At 71.8% G+C, this 13,123-nt stretch carries 12 protein-coding genes; 9 read left to right on the forward strand and 3 right to left on the reverse strand.

The window, feature by feature from the left end; all coding sequences use genetic code 11:
- The first annotated feature begins 20 nt into the window (after positions 1–20).
- Positions 21–1,202 (forward strand): methyltransferase, encoded by a 1,182-nt coding sequence (locus AB0J02_RS39785; protein ID WP_363198796.1) that lies wholly within the window; start codon positions 21–23, stop codon positions 1,200–1,202.
- Here the strand turns inward: AB0J02_RS39785 and AB0J02_RS39790 are convergent.
- Both AB0J02_RS39790 and AB0J02_RS39795 read right to left on the reverse strand, forming a co-directional pair.
- Positions 1,173–2,384 (reverse strand): MFS transporter, encoded by a 1,212-nt coding sequence (locus AB0J02_RS39790; RefSeq protein WP_363198784.1) that lies wholly within the window; start codon positions 2,382–2,384, stop codon positions 1,173–1,175. The genes AB0J02_RS39785 and AB0J02_RS39790 overlap by 30 nt on opposite strands.
- Entirely contained in the window at positions 2,381–2,968 is a 588-nt protein-coding gene (locus tag AB0J02_RS39795) for a winged helix-turn-helix domain-containing protein (protein WP_363198785.1), read from the reverse strand. Before AB0J02_RS39795 ends, AB0J02_RS39790 begins: the two co-directional genes overlap by 4 nt.
- Positions 2,969–3,157: 189 nt before the next feature.
- Here AB0J02_RS39795 and AB0J02_RS39800 point away from each other — a divergent pair, with 189 nt between their 5' ends.
- The 5 genes from AB0J02_RS39800 (at position 3,158) to AB0J02_RS39820 (ending at position 9,109) form a co-directional block, all read left to right on the forward strand.
- Positions 3,158–3,940 carry a hypothetical protein gene (locus AB0J02_RS39800; RefSeq protein ID WP_363198786.1) on the forward strand — a complete coding sequence of 261 codons (783 nt, stop codon included), beginning with the start codon at positions 3,158–3,160 and terminating at the stop codon, positions 3,938–3,940.
- A gap of 92 nt (positions 3,941–4,032) precedes the next feature.
- Positions 4,033–4,710 (forward strand): AIM24 family protein, encoded by a 678-nt coding sequence (locus AB0J02_RS39805; protein WP_363198787.1) that lies wholly within the window; start codon positions 4,033–4,035, stop codon positions 4,708–4,710.
- A gap of 124 nt (positions 4,711–4,834) precedes the next feature.
- Positions 4,835–6,259 carry a hypothetical protein gene (locus tag AB0J02_RS39810; RefSeq protein WP_363198788.1) on the forward strand — a complete coding sequence of 475 codons (1,425 nt, stop codon included), beginning with the start codon at positions 4,835–4,837 and terminating at the stop codon, positions 6,257–6,259.
- Between the two features lie 160 nt (positions 6,260–6,419).
- Positions 6,420–7,730: a MoxR family ATPase gene (locus AB0J02_RS39815; protein ID WP_363198789.1), complete on the forward strand. Its 1,311-nt coding sequence runs from the start codon at positions 6,420–6,422 to the stop codon at positions 7,728–7,730.
- A 155-nt stretch (positions 7,731–7,885) separates the two neighbouring features.
- Positions 7,886–9,109 carry a VWA-like domain-containing protein gene (locus AB0J02_RS39820; protein WP_363198797.1) on the forward strand — a complete coding sequence of 408 codons (1,224 nt, stop codon included), beginning with the start codon at positions 7,886–7,888 and terminating at the stop codon, positions 9,107–9,109.
- Here AB0J02_RS39820 and AB0J02_RS39825 read toward each other — a convergent pair.
- A complete protein-coding gene (locus AB0J02_RS39825) occupies positions 9,102–9,566 on the reverse strand; it encodes an SRPBCC family protein (RefSeq protein ID WP_363198790.1) in 465 nt (154 codons plus the stop codon). The two genes, AB0J02_RS39820 and AB0J02_RS39825, sit on opposite strands and share 8 nt — an antisense overlap.
- A gap of 165 nt (positions 9,567–9,731) precedes the next feature.
- Between AB0J02_RS39825 and AB0J02_RS39830 the strand changes: the two genes are divergently transcribed.
- The 3 genes from AB0J02_RS39830 (at position 9,732) to AB0J02_RS39840 (ending at position 12,954) form a co-directional block, all read left to right on the forward strand.
- Complete coding sequence (locus AB0J02_RS39830) at positions 9,732–10,619, forward strand: alpha/beta hydrolase (protein WP_363198791.1); 888 nt, start codon at positions 9,732–9,734, stop codon at positions 10,617–10,619.
- A 294-nt stretch (positions 10,620–10,913) separates the two neighbouring features.
- Positions 10,914–11,930 (forward strand): glycoside hydrolase family 11 protein, encoded by a 1,017-nt coding sequence (locus AB0J02_RS39835; protein WP_363198792.1) that lies wholly within the window; start codon positions 10,914–10,916, stop codon positions 11,928–11,930.
- Between the two features lie 34 nt (positions 11,931–11,964).
- Complete coding sequence (locus AB0J02_RS39840; protein ID WP_363198793.1) at positions 11,965–12,954, forward strand: polysaccharide deacetylase family protein; 990 nt, start codon at positions 11,965–11,967, stop codon at positions 12,952–12,954.
- Positions 12,955–13,123 lie beyond the last annotated feature (169 nt).

The raw sequence follows: 13,123 nt of genomic DNA on the forward strand, positions 1-13,123 counted from the left end.
CCGCTCCGGCCGCCCACCGTCTGACCACACCGTGGGGAGACGTCGACCTCAGCCGCTTCCCGGCGGACCGCCGCGACCAGCTGCGCGCCTGGGACGCCTCCGACGCGTATCTGCTGAAGCACCTCGCCGAGAGCGGCACGGACCTGTCCGGCTCCGTCGTGGTGGTCGGCGACCGGTGGGGCGCCCTCGGCACGGCGCTGACCGGCGTCGACGGCTGCTCGCCGACGCTGATCTCGGACTCCTACGTCGGGCAGCGGGCGACCGAGGAGAACCTCGCGCGCAACGGACCCGCCGGGGCCGGGGCCCGGCTGCTCACCACGCAGGACGCCCCGCCGGAGCGCGTGGATGTCCTGCTGGTCCGGGTGCCGAAGAGTCTCGCCCTGCTGGAGGACCAGCTGCACCGGCTGCGGCCCGCCCTGCACGCGGACACCGTGGTCGTCGGCACGGGCATGGTCAAGGAGATCCACACCTCGACGCTGAACCTGTTCGAGCGGATCGTCGGCCCGACCCGCACCTCGCTCGCCGAGAAGAAGGCGCGGCTCATCTTCGGCACACCGGACCTGTCGCTCTCGCCGGGCCGCGATCCGTGGCCGTTCCGCTATCAACTGCCGGACGACATCGGCCTGTTGGCGGGGCGTCCGGTCGTCAACCACGCCGGGGTGTTCTGCGCCGAACACCTCGACATCGGCACCCGGTTCTTCTTGAAACACCTGCCGCAGGGCTCGGGAGCCGCCCGGATCGCCGACCTGGGATGCGGGAACGGCGTCGTGGGGACGGGCGCCGCGCTCACCCACCCGGACGCGGAGATCCTGTTCACCGACGAATCCCACCAGGCGGTGGCCTCGGCCGAGGCGACGTACGCGCAGAACCGCGGCGACCGGCCCGGCCGGGCCGTCTTCCGGGTCGGCGACGGCCTGGCGGGCGTGCCGGACGCGAGCCTCGACCTGGTCCTCACCAATCCGCCCTTCCATACGCACCAGGCGACGACGGACGCGACGGCGTGGCGGATGTTCACGCAGGCCCACGCCGCGCTGCGCCCCGGCGGCGAACTGTGGGTCGTCGGCAACCGGCACCTCGGCTACCACCTGAAACTGCGCCGCCTCTTCGGAAACAGTGAACTGGTCGCCGGTGACCCGAAGTTCGTGGTTCTGAAGGCCGTGCGGCAGGACGGCTCACGGGGGCGTGGCGCGCAGCGCGGGTGACGCGGCGAGCACGGCCGCCAGCAGGCACACGGCGCCGCACCCCGCGAGGAAGATCCCGGTCCCCCAGGCCGCGGCGACGAGTCCGACGAGCGGGTACAGGAACGGGCTGAGCCCCAGCGTGCACAGCGAGGTGACGGAGCTGACCCGGCCGACGTAACCGGGTTCGGTCCAACGCTGGAGCAGGGCGTGCCCGAGGACCATCGGGATGCCGCTCGCCGCGCCGAGCAGTGCGCACAGCGCCACGGCGGCGCCGGGTCCCGGCCGGGCCAGGCCGAGGGCGGTGACCAGGGCGGCGGTGGCGAGCAGGCAGCCGGCGAGCACGGCGCCGGGCGCCCGCACACGGCGCACGACGGTCAGCGCGACGCCCGCGGCGGCGCCCGCCACGCTGTACGCGCCGAGGAGCAGCGACAGCGTGCCGGGGCTCCAGCCGCGCTCCCCGGTCAGCAGGACGAGGGCGGTGCCGACCGGGCCGCTGAAGCACATCTCCCCGAGCCCGATGACGGCGACGAGGCGGACCAGCCGGGGCCGTCCACGCAAGTACCGCAGACCGTCGCGGAGTTGGGCCCAGCCGGTGACCTCGGCCCGCTGCCCGGCGCCCGGCACCCGCAGCGCGACGAGCAGGACGAGCGAGACACCGAAGAGTGCGCCGACCCCGGCGAACGCGCCCGCCGCGCCGCCCGCCGTCAGCGCCGCGGCGGCGGCGAACGGCCCGGTGGTGTTGGCGAACCGCACCGCGAGGGACCGCATGCCCTGCACGCGGGTGAGCTGGTCAGGGCCGGTCAGGCGGGTCGGCAGCGCGCCCACGGCGGGCAGGAACAGCGCGTCGGCGACGCCGAAGCAGACTGCGAGTACGCACAGCACCCCGAGTTCGACGCCGCGCGCGTACGTCACCGCGGCCGCGGCCAGGATCGTCAGACAGCGCACGAGATCGCTCCCGATCAGGACCCGGCGCGGCCCGAACCGGTCGGCGAGCACACCGCCGCCGAGCATCAGGGCGGCCCGCGGCACAGCTCCTGCGGCGAGCACGAATCCGGCCCGCGCCGGGCCCGCGGCCTGGGCGACGGCCCAGGTCAGTGCGGTGAAGTAGACGACGTCCCCGGTGACGGACGAGGTGTGGGCGCCGAGCCAGCGCAGCACGTTCGGGTCCCGGTGGGCGGCGGGGACCCGCATCGTCACGGTCATGGTTCGACGGCCCGGTCCGCGGGGAACGCCTGGAACTGCACGAGGGCGGTTGCCGCGCCCGGCGCGGGCTCCTTGTCCCGATAGCGCGCGATGACGGCATACAACTCGCTCTTGAGCGCGCCGAGTTCGTCGGGGGTGACCTGGACGGTGACATCGGTGAAGGCCGACACCGCGAACCACTCGTCGGACATGCCCGGCACCGTCTGCGCGGCGGCCCGGCGCAGTGTCTCCGCTGCGGCGAGGGCCACGGCCTGGGCGTATGCGCGGCCCTCAGGACCGCCGCGCTCCCCCGGGTCATGCTGCGAGGCGCGATGCAGAGCCCGCCACCAGCGCTCGCGCCGGTTGCCCCGCTCGGCGTCCTCCTCGATGAGCCCGCCCGCCGCGAGCCGCCGCAGGTGGTAGCTCGCGGCCCCGGAGTCGAGAGCGAAGTGTCGCGCCAACTGGCGTGCCGTGGAGGGGCCTTGCTGTCGCAGCCGGTTCAGCAGCGCGAGCCGCGTCGGGTGGGCGAGGACGCGCAGGGCGGCGGCGTCGAGAGTGATCTCGTCGTGAGGCGTGGTGAGTTGGGGTTCCGGCATGTCGGCCATGCGCCGACCATAGATTCAGAAGACTCCTTCGGGAAGAGTCATTCGCGAAGACTTCTTCGCAGATGCGGTCCCGGCACCCGGAGTGGAGCAAACGATTACTCATCCCCATGTGGCGCCGACCATAGTAAAAAGCAGTAACTCTCCACCCCCTCTTGCGAGTTGATAGCAACCGCTTACATCCTGCCGCCCATGAGATCTCCCGTGCGACTTCCCTCCACACGACTCCGTCGCGTCCTCACCACGCTCGGCGCCACCGCACTGCTCACCCTGGGCGCGAGCGGCCAGAGCTGGGCCTCGACACCCACCGTCCGCTGGGCGACCGGGGCGCCCACGCCGGTCACGAAGCTGACCCTGCCGATGTCGTTCGGAGCGGCCCCCGACGCGTCCGGCATCTACTTCGCGTACTACACGACCCTGGAGAGCGGCACCCGCCCCTACGCCGGGTTCCAGCCCAAGCCCGTCGGCAGCAACGGCAAGTCCCAGCTGCAGGCGGTCTTCAGCTCGTTCAACGCGGATGCCACGACCACCGACAGCAACTGCCAGTACGGTGCGGACGGCGGCGCCGGCGTCAGCTGCGCCGTCCGCTTCGACTACACCAAGGGCACGATGTACGGCCTCGTACTGCAACGGGCGAGCGATGACGGCACCACACAGCTGATGACCGGCGACGTGGTCAACACCGCGACCGGCGCCGCCGTCGCCCACATCGGCGGCTTCCGGCTGCCCGTCGCGTCGGGCCGCTTCAAGGCGTCGGACGCCGGGTTCGTCGAGCCGTACCAGACCGCCGGCTGCGCGCAGCGTGTCACGGTGACGTACGGGAAGCCGAGCGGCACCGAGGGCGGCGTCACGTACACGGGCGGCCTGCCCACGGTCACCGATCCGGCGTCCGGCAGCTGCCTGAGCAGCACGTCGACGGAGACGGGAGCCGGGCGCCAGGTCACGGTCACCGGCGACCAGTACGCGGGGCGATAGGCCGGGCCGTACGCACGCGGGCACGGGGGTCCGGCCCCAACGAGGCCTCCCCGTGCTTGTCGGAATGGATTCCTCCGGGTGACCATGCCCCCATGAAGGGTGATCTTTTCGCAAATGAGTACATGGTGCAGCCCGCCGTCGAGCCGGGCATGACCGTCCAGAACCCCAAGTCGATCCGCTACGTGGTCAACGGCGAGATGCTGGCTCGGCAGGGGGCGATGATCGCCTACCGGGGAGATCTGCATTTCGAGCGCAAGGGCCAGGGCGTCGGCGGCATGCTGAAGCGGGCCGTCACCGGCGAGGGCCTGGCCCTGATGAAGGTGCACGGGCAGGGCGAGGCCTGGTTCGCACAGGAGGCGCAGAACGTCTTCGTGGTCGACATCGAACCCGGCGACGTGTTCACGGTCAACGGCCGCAACGTGCTGTGTTTCGACGCCACGCTGTCCTACGAGATCAAGACGGTGAAGGGCGCGGGCATCTCGGGTGGCGGCCTGTTCAACAGCGTCTTCACCGGGCACGGCAAGCTGGGCCTGGTCTGCGAGGGCAACCCGCTCGTGCTGCCCGTCTCCCCGCAGCAGCCGGTGTACGTGGACACGGACGCGGTGGTCGGCTGGAGCGCCAACCTCCGTACGTCGCTGCACCGTTCACAGTCGATCGGTTCGGTGATCCGCGGCGGCTCCGGCGAGGCGGTCCAGCTGATGCTGGAGGGAGAGGGCTTCGTGGTCGTCCGCCCGAGCGAGGTGACTCCGCAGAAGCCGCAGCAACACTAGGAGTTGTCCGTTCCGGGTGATCACAAAGGGACTGACAGATCGTGCGCGGGGTGGTTACGATGCCGGGGATGAAGAACTTCTCCCTGTCTGGATTGGGGGAATCGTCCGCGCAAGGTGAGTGCTGATGGCACATCATTTCGCGAACGGGATTCCGGCCCACCTTTCGATGTGGCAGCGCGTACGCGAGTACGCCGTGCCTCTGTCCATGATCGAGACCGCGACCGCACGGCGTGCGGTCGGTGACTGGGCGGGGGCATGCGCCGCCGCCCGCGTCGACGTCGATCTCGATCTGCGCGCCGTGCGTCACCGCCACGGCACCGATCTCGTCCAGCGCCTCCGTGCGGATCTGCGCCGCCTGGCGCCGGATCTGCTGCGCTGGCATCTGCCCCGGATCGCCCCCGACGGGCGGCTCCGTCCCGGCCTCACCGTGTCCCTGGCCCGGTACCAGGTGTCCGGCGCCGCACCGCCGCAGCTGGTGGTGCGGACTCCGCCGGCCTGGGCCGACGCCGGACAGCGGGTGTCACTGACCCTGTGGGAGGGGCCCCGGGACGGCGCCCCCACGCACCATCCCCATCCACACCCGCACCCCCATCCCGACCGGCGCTTCCGGCTCGACCTGCACCGCCATCTCTGGGATGCCGGCCGAAGCGGCGAACTGGTGCGCCGGTCTGTGTTGCCGGTGTTGCCCACCTCGCCTGATTCCTCGTGGGCGGTGGGGAGTTGGGCGGCGGAGGCGGAGTTGCTGATGCGGGCCGAGGGCCGCCCCCTCGGGGCCTTCACCGTGCGGCTCGGTGCGCGGAACCGGGCCGTGCTCGAACTCGTGGCCCCCGACGACAGCCATGTCCCGACGTTCCGGCCGCTGCGGGGGCCGCTGCCCGCGCAGCAGGTCGCGGCCCTCCCTGTGCTGCCGGAGGCGGCGGCCCGGGTCCTGCCGGATCTGGAACTGTTGCGGGCCGGCCTGATCACGGCCGGGCGACTGCATCCGCTGGTCGCCGCCGCGCTGGCGCCGTCCGGCACGGCACCGCCGACCGACCCCGTGCCCGAACCGGGCGCCGATCCGCACCGTGTCGAGTGCCGGGGCGAGGTGCACCGGATCGCTCTGCGGGACCAGGTTCTGACGGCGATCGACCACCACCCGGCGCAACTGCGCCGGGAGGAATTACTGGTGGCGCTCGGCGGTCCCCCACTGCCCTGCCTGCGGGCCATCGACGCGGTGCACCGCGACCCGGAGGCGCTGCCCGCCGTCCGGGAACGGCTCGCGCACGGTGACGTCGCCGGGGCGCTGGCCGTAGTCGAAGGGCTGCTCGGCCGCGGCGCGATCCTGCGCGACGGCCCCCTCCGCGACGCCCTGGAATCGGCCGCGTCCCGCCGCGTCGACCACGGTCTCTTCCGCGCGGGCTTGGTCCCCGCGCACCCCGCCGCCGACGCGACAGGGGGCGAGAACGGCTCGGGCGCGGTCCTCCGCCCCCGGATCGAACGCCACACGCCTCTGATCATCCGCCGCAAACGCCATGGCCGGGGTCGACCCCGGACTGGCCTGACGGTGTGAGGCGCGGGGCTCGCCTGGGGTTTGCGGGGCTGCTGGCCGACTGACCCGGGACAGCCCACCTCAGTCCGCCTCAGCCTGCGAACCTCCTGCCCAGTGCTCCTCCACCCCCGCGAACTCGCCACCCAGCCCACCCCGGCCCCGGCCCCTCTCATCACAGGTGATGCCCATGATCTCCAGTACCCTCCAGTCCGTCACCCCGACCTCCGCCGCCGCACCCCCGCCCAGCCCCGACGGCGAATCCGGCGCACACCCTCAACTCGCCCTCGCCGACGGCCTCCTGGCCCTGCTGCGCACCACTACCACCGAACCTCGCCCCGACGAACAACTCGAAGCGCTCACCCTGGCCGTCGCCGCCGATCTGCCGGTACTGCTGTGGGGCGAGCCGGGGATCGGCAAGACCGCGGCGCTGACGCAGTTGGCCGTGTCCCTCGGGCTGCCGCTGACCACCGTGATCGCCAGCGTCCATGAGCCGTCGGACTTTTCCGGACTGCCCATCGTGGGCGACGACCCGGCGGTGCAGGGGGTGCCGATGGCTCCGCCGCAGTGGGCGGTCGAACTCGTACGGGCGGGGCGGGGGCTGCTCTTCCTGGACGAGCTCTCGACCGCCACCCCGGCTGTGCAGGCCGCGCTGCTCCGGGTCGTACTGGAGCGGCGGGTCGGCGCCCTCCAACTGCCCCCGGGCGTACGGATCGTGGCCGCCGCCAATCCCCGCGCGTCGGCGGCGGACGGATGGGAGCTGAGTCCACCGCTGGCCAACCGGTTCGTGCATCTGCACTGGGTGCACGACCGGGAGGTGGTGGTGCGCGGGCTCGGCGGGGTCTGGCCCCGGGCCGAACTGCCCCGGCTGCGGCCGGAGCGGGTGACGGACGCCGTGGCCTTCGCCCGCCGCGCGGTCTGCGGCTTCCTGGAAGCCCGGCCGACGCTGATCCACCGGCTGCCGAGCACCGGGACGCGGCGCGGCGGCGCCTGGCCCTCGCCCCGCAGCTGGGAGGCCGCCATGACGCTGCTGGCCTTCGGCACGGCGGCCGAGGTCTCGCGAGACGTACTGGCGCTGCTGGTGCGGGGCGCGGTGGGGGACGGGCCCGGGCACGAGCTCCTCGCCCATCTGGACCGGATGGATCTGCCGAACCCGGAGTCACTGCTGGCCGATCCGGCCACCGCCGAACTCCCGGAGCGCGGTGATCTGCGTCAGGCGGCGCTGGAGGCGGTGGTCGCCGCCGTCGGGGCGCGGCCTGCGCGGGAACGATGGGAGGCGGGCTGGGCCCTACTGGTCAGGGCGCTGGAGACCGGCGCCCCGGACCTGCTGGTCGCCCCGGCGACGGCACTGGCCGCACTGCGGCGCGACGACTGGGAAGTCCCGGAGGCGGTGGAGCGGCTGGCCGCGGTGGTCGGTCTCTCGCGGCGGGCAGACCGGTCCGTGGGCCGGGCCACGGCGGCCGACGCCGGGCGGGCGACGCGGACGGCCCGATGACGCGCGCCGAACAGCACCCGCGGCGCCCGGTGCCGCGCCCGGTGCCGCGCCCGATGCCCCGGCCCGCCCCTCCCCGCCCGGTGCGGACGCCCGTACCGAAGCCGTCGGCCGGCGGCTCCGGTGAGCCCACGGACCGGTCCGAACTCCCGCTGGACATGGAGAAGTTGCTGGCCGCCCGGCTGCACGCGGTGCAGGTCCGGCCGTACCTGGCCGCCGCGCTCTTCGCCCTGCACGTGGTGGAGGACCGGACGGTGCCGACGATGGCGGTGGACGCGCACTGGCGCTGTTACGTCTCCCCCGGTTTCGTCGCGCGGACCCCGGTGGAGGATTTGGCGGGCGTCTGGGTGCACGAGGTCTCCCACCTGCTGCGGGACCACCACGGGCGGGGCGAGCGGTATGCGCGGGAGCACGAGGAGCACGAGGAGCACGAGGAGCAGGGCGCTGGTGCGCGGCTGCGCCGGAACATCGCCGCCGACTTCGAGATCAACGACGACATCTACGGTGACGGCCTGCCGCGGCCGGCCGGCGCGGTGCTGCCGTCGTTGCTGCGCATGCCCGACGGGCTGCTGATGGAGGAGTACCTGCGTACCGCCTCGATGTCCGGCCTCACCACGGACCTGGCATGGCTCGACTGCGGGAGTGCCGCCGACGGGCAGGACCGGCCGTGGGAGCTGGGTCCTGACGGCGCTCATGGACTGAGCAGGCATCAGCGGGACGCGGTCCGCTTCCGGGTCGCGGAGGGGATCAAGGGCCGGCCGGGCGACGCGCCGCAGGGGTGGCGCCGGTGGGCGGACACGGCGTTCCATCCGCCGCAGCCGTGGCGGCAGTTGCTGGGGGCGGCGGTCCGCTCGGCCGCGGGCGCGCCGGGGGTGGGTGAGAACCACAGCTACCGGCGTCCGTCCCGGCGCTCGGCGAGCGTCCCCGGGGTGCTGTTGCCGAGTCTGTGCCGTACGCCGCCCCGGGTCTGCGTCGTGATCGACACGTCCGGCTCGGTGAGCGACGCCGAGCTGGGCAGCGCGCTCCTCGAAGTGGCGGCCATCTCCCGGGCGGTGGGCGGGCGGCGCGACCTCGTCTCGGTGCTCTCCTGCGACGCGGCGGCCGGGGTCGCCGTCCCGATCTGCCGCGCCGAGAACATCGAACTGGTCGGCGGTGGCGGTACGGATCTGCGCTCCGGTTTCGCCCGCGCTCTGCGCTCCAGGCCCCGGCCGGACGTGATCGTGGCCCTGACGGACGGCCGGACGCCGTGGCCCTCCGCGCAGCCGCCCTGCCGCACGGTCGTAGGTCTCTTCCCGCGCCCCGCCCGCGCCGTGGACGAGGAGGACCCCGACTACGTCCCGGACTCCCCGCCGGCCTGGGCGCGGGTCGTCACCATCAACTGATCGCCGGTGTCGGCCGCGCCCGCCCGCCCTCGCATACCGCGATCCGGGCGAGTTTCGTCAGCATCATGCCGTTGCGGATCTTGACCAGGTACTCCACGGGGAGCCCGTGCATGCGGGTGCCCGGGCCCCGGAGGGGATGCCAGTCCAGGACGAAGAGGGTGTGCTCGGCCCAGGGAATCAGGTTCATGGCGATGCGGGCCGCGCCGAAGGGGTCAGCCTTCGCCTCCAGTTCCAGGCGGTGCTCCGGTTCGCAGATCCGCACGACACTGGTGTCGTCGAGAGTGAGCGGGCCGAGCCCGACCCGTACCTTGAGCGCGGACCCGACCTCCGGCCAGTCCGGGTCCGCGGCCAGGACCTGCTGCGTTCCCGTCACCCACTCCCCGAAGCGGTGGCCGTCGGACAGCAACGCCCAGACCGCGGACGGCGGACTCAGGATGAGACGGCGGTTGCGGGCCACGTCGATCACGCTCCTCAGGAGGTTGCGACCTCAGCTTCACCCCGGTCATCCGCGCCGGACACCTAGACGGGTCCGGACGGGGTGGTTCCGCCTACGGGCGGGAGTGGGTCCAGTGACCATTGGCGGAGCCTCAAGGACGCCTGTAACTTCTCCGCGGTGGATTTGATGGAGACACACGGACTGGCGCCGATGACCGACGCCGCGCGGATTCACTGGACGGCGTACGGGGACAGGACTCGCAAGCCGCCCGTGGTCCTGCTGCACGGCGGCCCAGGCCTCCCGGACTATCTGGGCGACGTCGCCACCATGCTCGCGGACCTCGCGCCCGTGTACCGCTACGACCAGCGCGGCACCGGCAGGTCTCCGTGGCAGGGCCGCCACACCTTCGCCCGGCATGCCGACGATCTCGCCGAGCTCCTCGACGTATGGGACGCCCCTTCCGCCGTCCTGCTCGGGCACTCCTACGGCACGGACCTGGCCGGAAGATTCTGCATGGCCCACCCGGATCGCGTGGCCGCGATGCTGCTGATGTGCGGGCCGTTCGTCGGCGAGTGGCGCGCCGGGGACCGTGCGGAGCGCAACCGCCGGATGTCCGCGACACAGCAGGCGCGACTTCGCGCATTGCGGGAGTTGCCGCGCCGCACGGAGGACCAAGAGGTCGAACTGCTCACGTTGTCCTGGTTCACCGACCACGCCGATCCCGATCGCGGTTGGCAATGGGCCGCGCAGGGCGCCCGCCGCCGCCCCGTCAACTGGGCCATGAACCGTGACCTCGGTGAGGAAAAACGTGCGGCCCCGCTCGACCAGCACCTCGGCGAGCTTCGCGCGTGTCTGCCCGCGCAGGTGGAAATCCTCGGCGGCGCCGACGATCCCCGCCCGCTGTCGGCGCTTGAATCGCTCGCGCTCCGCCTGGAAGTTCCGCTGACCCGGATCGAGGGCGCGGGACACGAACCCTGGCTCGAACAGCCCGATGTCGCACGCACCTTCGGAGATTCGTGCGGGACGCGGTCGCGGTCAGCCCGTAGAACCGTCTCGAAACTTTCGAGAATCTGAACCGCACCGACATCTCGACGGTGCCTAAATTCAGCTTTCACACTCGCCCGTCATCGCGATGCACGCTGGTTGAGCTGGGCAGACACTCGTATTCGAGACATCACCCAGCTGGCGAATGTTTCGGGATCAGCGCCGAAACTCTTGACAGTTGGCAGGGTCAGTTCAAAGCTATCGCCGTCGGCAGGGCCCGATCCCTGTCACTCGGGCCGCCCCTGTGGGTCACCGACGACCCGCAGATCCGGATCGCGCCGCCCGGCTCCCACCGGCCTCACAAGGACGAGGAGAAGCACGCACATGACCGACGCACCCGCACACCGCACGCGCCACCACAGAGGCAGACACTCCGGGCCGCTCAGCCGTTTCAGGCTGCTCATCAGCAGTGCCTGCGCCACCTTGCTGGTCGCCGTGGCCGCGATGGCCATGCCCGGCACCGCCCACGCCGACACGGTCGTCACGTCGAACCAGACCGGCACCGACAACGGCCACTACTACTCGTTCTGGACCGACGCGCCCGGCACGGTCTCCATGAACCTGGCCTCCGGCGGCAAGTACAGCACCTCCTGGAGCAACACCGGGAACTTCGTCGCCGGCAAGGGCTGGGCCAACGGCGGGCGGCGGACCGTGACCTACTCGGGCACCTTCAACCCGTCCGGCAACGCCTATCTGGCTCTCTACGGCTGGACGTCGAACCCGCTCGTCGAGTACTACATCGTCGACAACTGGGGCACCTACCGGCCCACAGGAACGTACAAGGGCACCGCCACCAGCGACGGCGGCACGTACGACATCTACAAGACGACGCGCTACAACGCCCCGTCCGTCGAGGGCACCAAGACCTTCGACCAGTACTGGAGTGTCCGGCAGTCGAAGAGGACGGGGGGCACCATCACCACCGGCAACCACTTCGACGCCTGGGCCCGCGCCGGTATGCCCCTCGGCAGCTTCAACTACTACATGATCATGGCGACCGAGGGCTACCAGAGCAGCGGCAGCTCCAACATCACGCTGGGCGACGGTGGTTCGGGTGGCGGCGGTGGCGGGGGCGGTGGCTGCACCGCGACGCTCTCCGCCGGCCAGTCATGGAGCGACCGCTACAACCTCAACGTCGCCGTCACCGGCTCCAGCAACTGGACCGTCACCATGAACGTCCCCACCCCCGCAAAAATCCTCTCCACCTGGAACACCAACGCCACCTACCCCAGCGCACAGGTCCTCACCGCCAAACCCAACGGCAACGGCAACACCTTCGGCGTCACCATCCAGCACAACGGCAACACCACCTGGCCAACCGTCTCCTGCACCACGAGCTGACACCCATCCCCTCGATGTCCAAGGAGCACTCGGCGTGAGAAGCCGCAGATCCCGTCTCTCGTTACGTTCCCTGATCACCAGGTTGGCTGTTGTCGCCGTGGCTGCCGCGAGCACCCTGACCGTCCAGTCCGCCCTTCCCGCGCAGGCCGCCGCCTGCAACGGCTACGTCGGGCTCACCTTCGACGACGGCCCGTCCGGCAGCACCCCGGCCCTGCTGAACGCGCTCACGCAGAACGGGCTGCGGGCCACGATGTTCAACCAGGGCCAGTACGCCGCCGCCAGCCCGTCCCAGGTCCGGGCGCAGGTCAGCGCGGGAATGTGGGTGGGCAACCACAGCTACACACACCCGCACCTGACCACGCTCGGTCAGGCGCAGATCGACTCGGAGATCTCCCGGACCCAGCAGGCCATCGCCGGCGCGGGCGGCGGTACGCCGAAACTGTTCCGGCCGCCGTACGGCGAGACCAACGCGACCTTGAAGGCGGTCGAGGCCAAGTACGGCCTGACCGAGATCATTTGGGACGTGGACTCGCAGGACTGGAACAACGCCAGTACCGACGCGATCGTGGCGGCCGCCGGCCGGCTCACCAACGGCCAGGTCATCCTGATGCACGACTGGCCCGCCAACACACTCGCCGCGATCCCGCGGATCGCGCAGGGGCTGGCCGCACGCGGTCTGTGTGCCGGCATGATCTCGCCGACGACCGGCCGCGCCGTCGCCCCTGACGCGGGTTCGGGTGGCGGCGGTGGCGGGGCCGGTGGCTGCACCGCGACGCTCTCCGCCGGCCAGTCATGGAGCGACCGCTACAACCTCAACGTCGCCGTCACCGGCTCCAGCAACTGGACCGTCACCATGAACGTCCCCACCCCCGCAAAAATCCTCTCCACCTGGAACACCAACGCCACCTACCCCAGCGCACAGGTCCTCACCGCCAAACCCAACGGCAACGGCAACACCTTCGGCGTCACCATCCAGCACAACGGCAACACCACCTGGCCAACCGTCTCCTGCACCACGAGCTGACACCCGAGACTCCGAGACACCGCACTGTGGCGCGGCGGCCAGAGGCCGCCGCGCTACGCGGCGGTCCGGTATCCGGCGTCGAGTTCCGTGCGCAGTCGTTCCCGGTCGATCGCGTTCTCCCATTTGCCGACGACGAGGGTGGCCACGCAGTTTCCGGCGATGTTGGTGA

Origin of the sequence: Streptomyces sp. NPDC050264, assembly GCF_040655895.1 — a bacterium.
Taxonomy (GTDB): Bacteria; Actinomycetota; Actinomycetes; order Streptomycetales; family Streptomycetaceae; genus Streptomyces.

Excerpts from the sequence above, each read along its gene's own strand:
- AB0J02_RS39790 (WP_363198784.1), bottom strand. The coding sequence starts at position 2,384 with ATGACCGTGACGATGCGGGTCCCCGCCGCCCACCGGGACCCGAACGTG.
- AB0J02_RS39795 (WP_363198785.1), bottom strand. The coding sequence starts at position 2,968 with ATGGCCGACATGCCGGAACCCCAACTCACCACGCCTCACGACGAGATC.
- AB0J02_RS39800 (WP_363198786.1), top strand. The coding sequence starts at position 3,158 with ATGAGATCTCCCGTGCGACTTCCCTCCACACGACTCCGTCGCGTCCTC.
- AB0J02_RS39805 (WP_363198787.1), top strand. The coding sequence starts at position 4,033 with ATGAAGGGTGATCTTTTCGCAAATGAGTACATGGTGCAGCCCGCCGTC.
- AB0J02_RS39810 (WP_363198788.1), top strand. The coding sequence starts at position 4,835 with ATGGCACATCATTTCGCGAACGGGATTCCGGCCCACCTTTCGATGTGG.
- AB0J02_RS39815 (WP_363198789.1), top strand. The coding sequence starts at position 6,420 with ATGCCCATGATCTCCAGTACCCTCCAGTCCGTCACCCCGACCTCCGCC.
- AB0J02_RS39820 (WP_363198797.1), top strand. The coding sequence starts at position 7,886 with ATGGAGAAGTTGCTGGCCGCCCGGCTGCACGCGGTGCAGGTCCGGCCG.
- AB0J02_RS39830 (WP_363198791.1), top strand. The coding sequence starts at position 9,732 with ATGGAGACACACGGACTGGCGCCGATGACCGACGCCGCGCGGATTCAC.
- AB0J02_RS39835 (WP_363198792.1), top strand. The coding sequence starts at position 10,914 with ATGACCGACGCACCCGCACACCGCACGCGCCACCACAGAGGCAGACAC.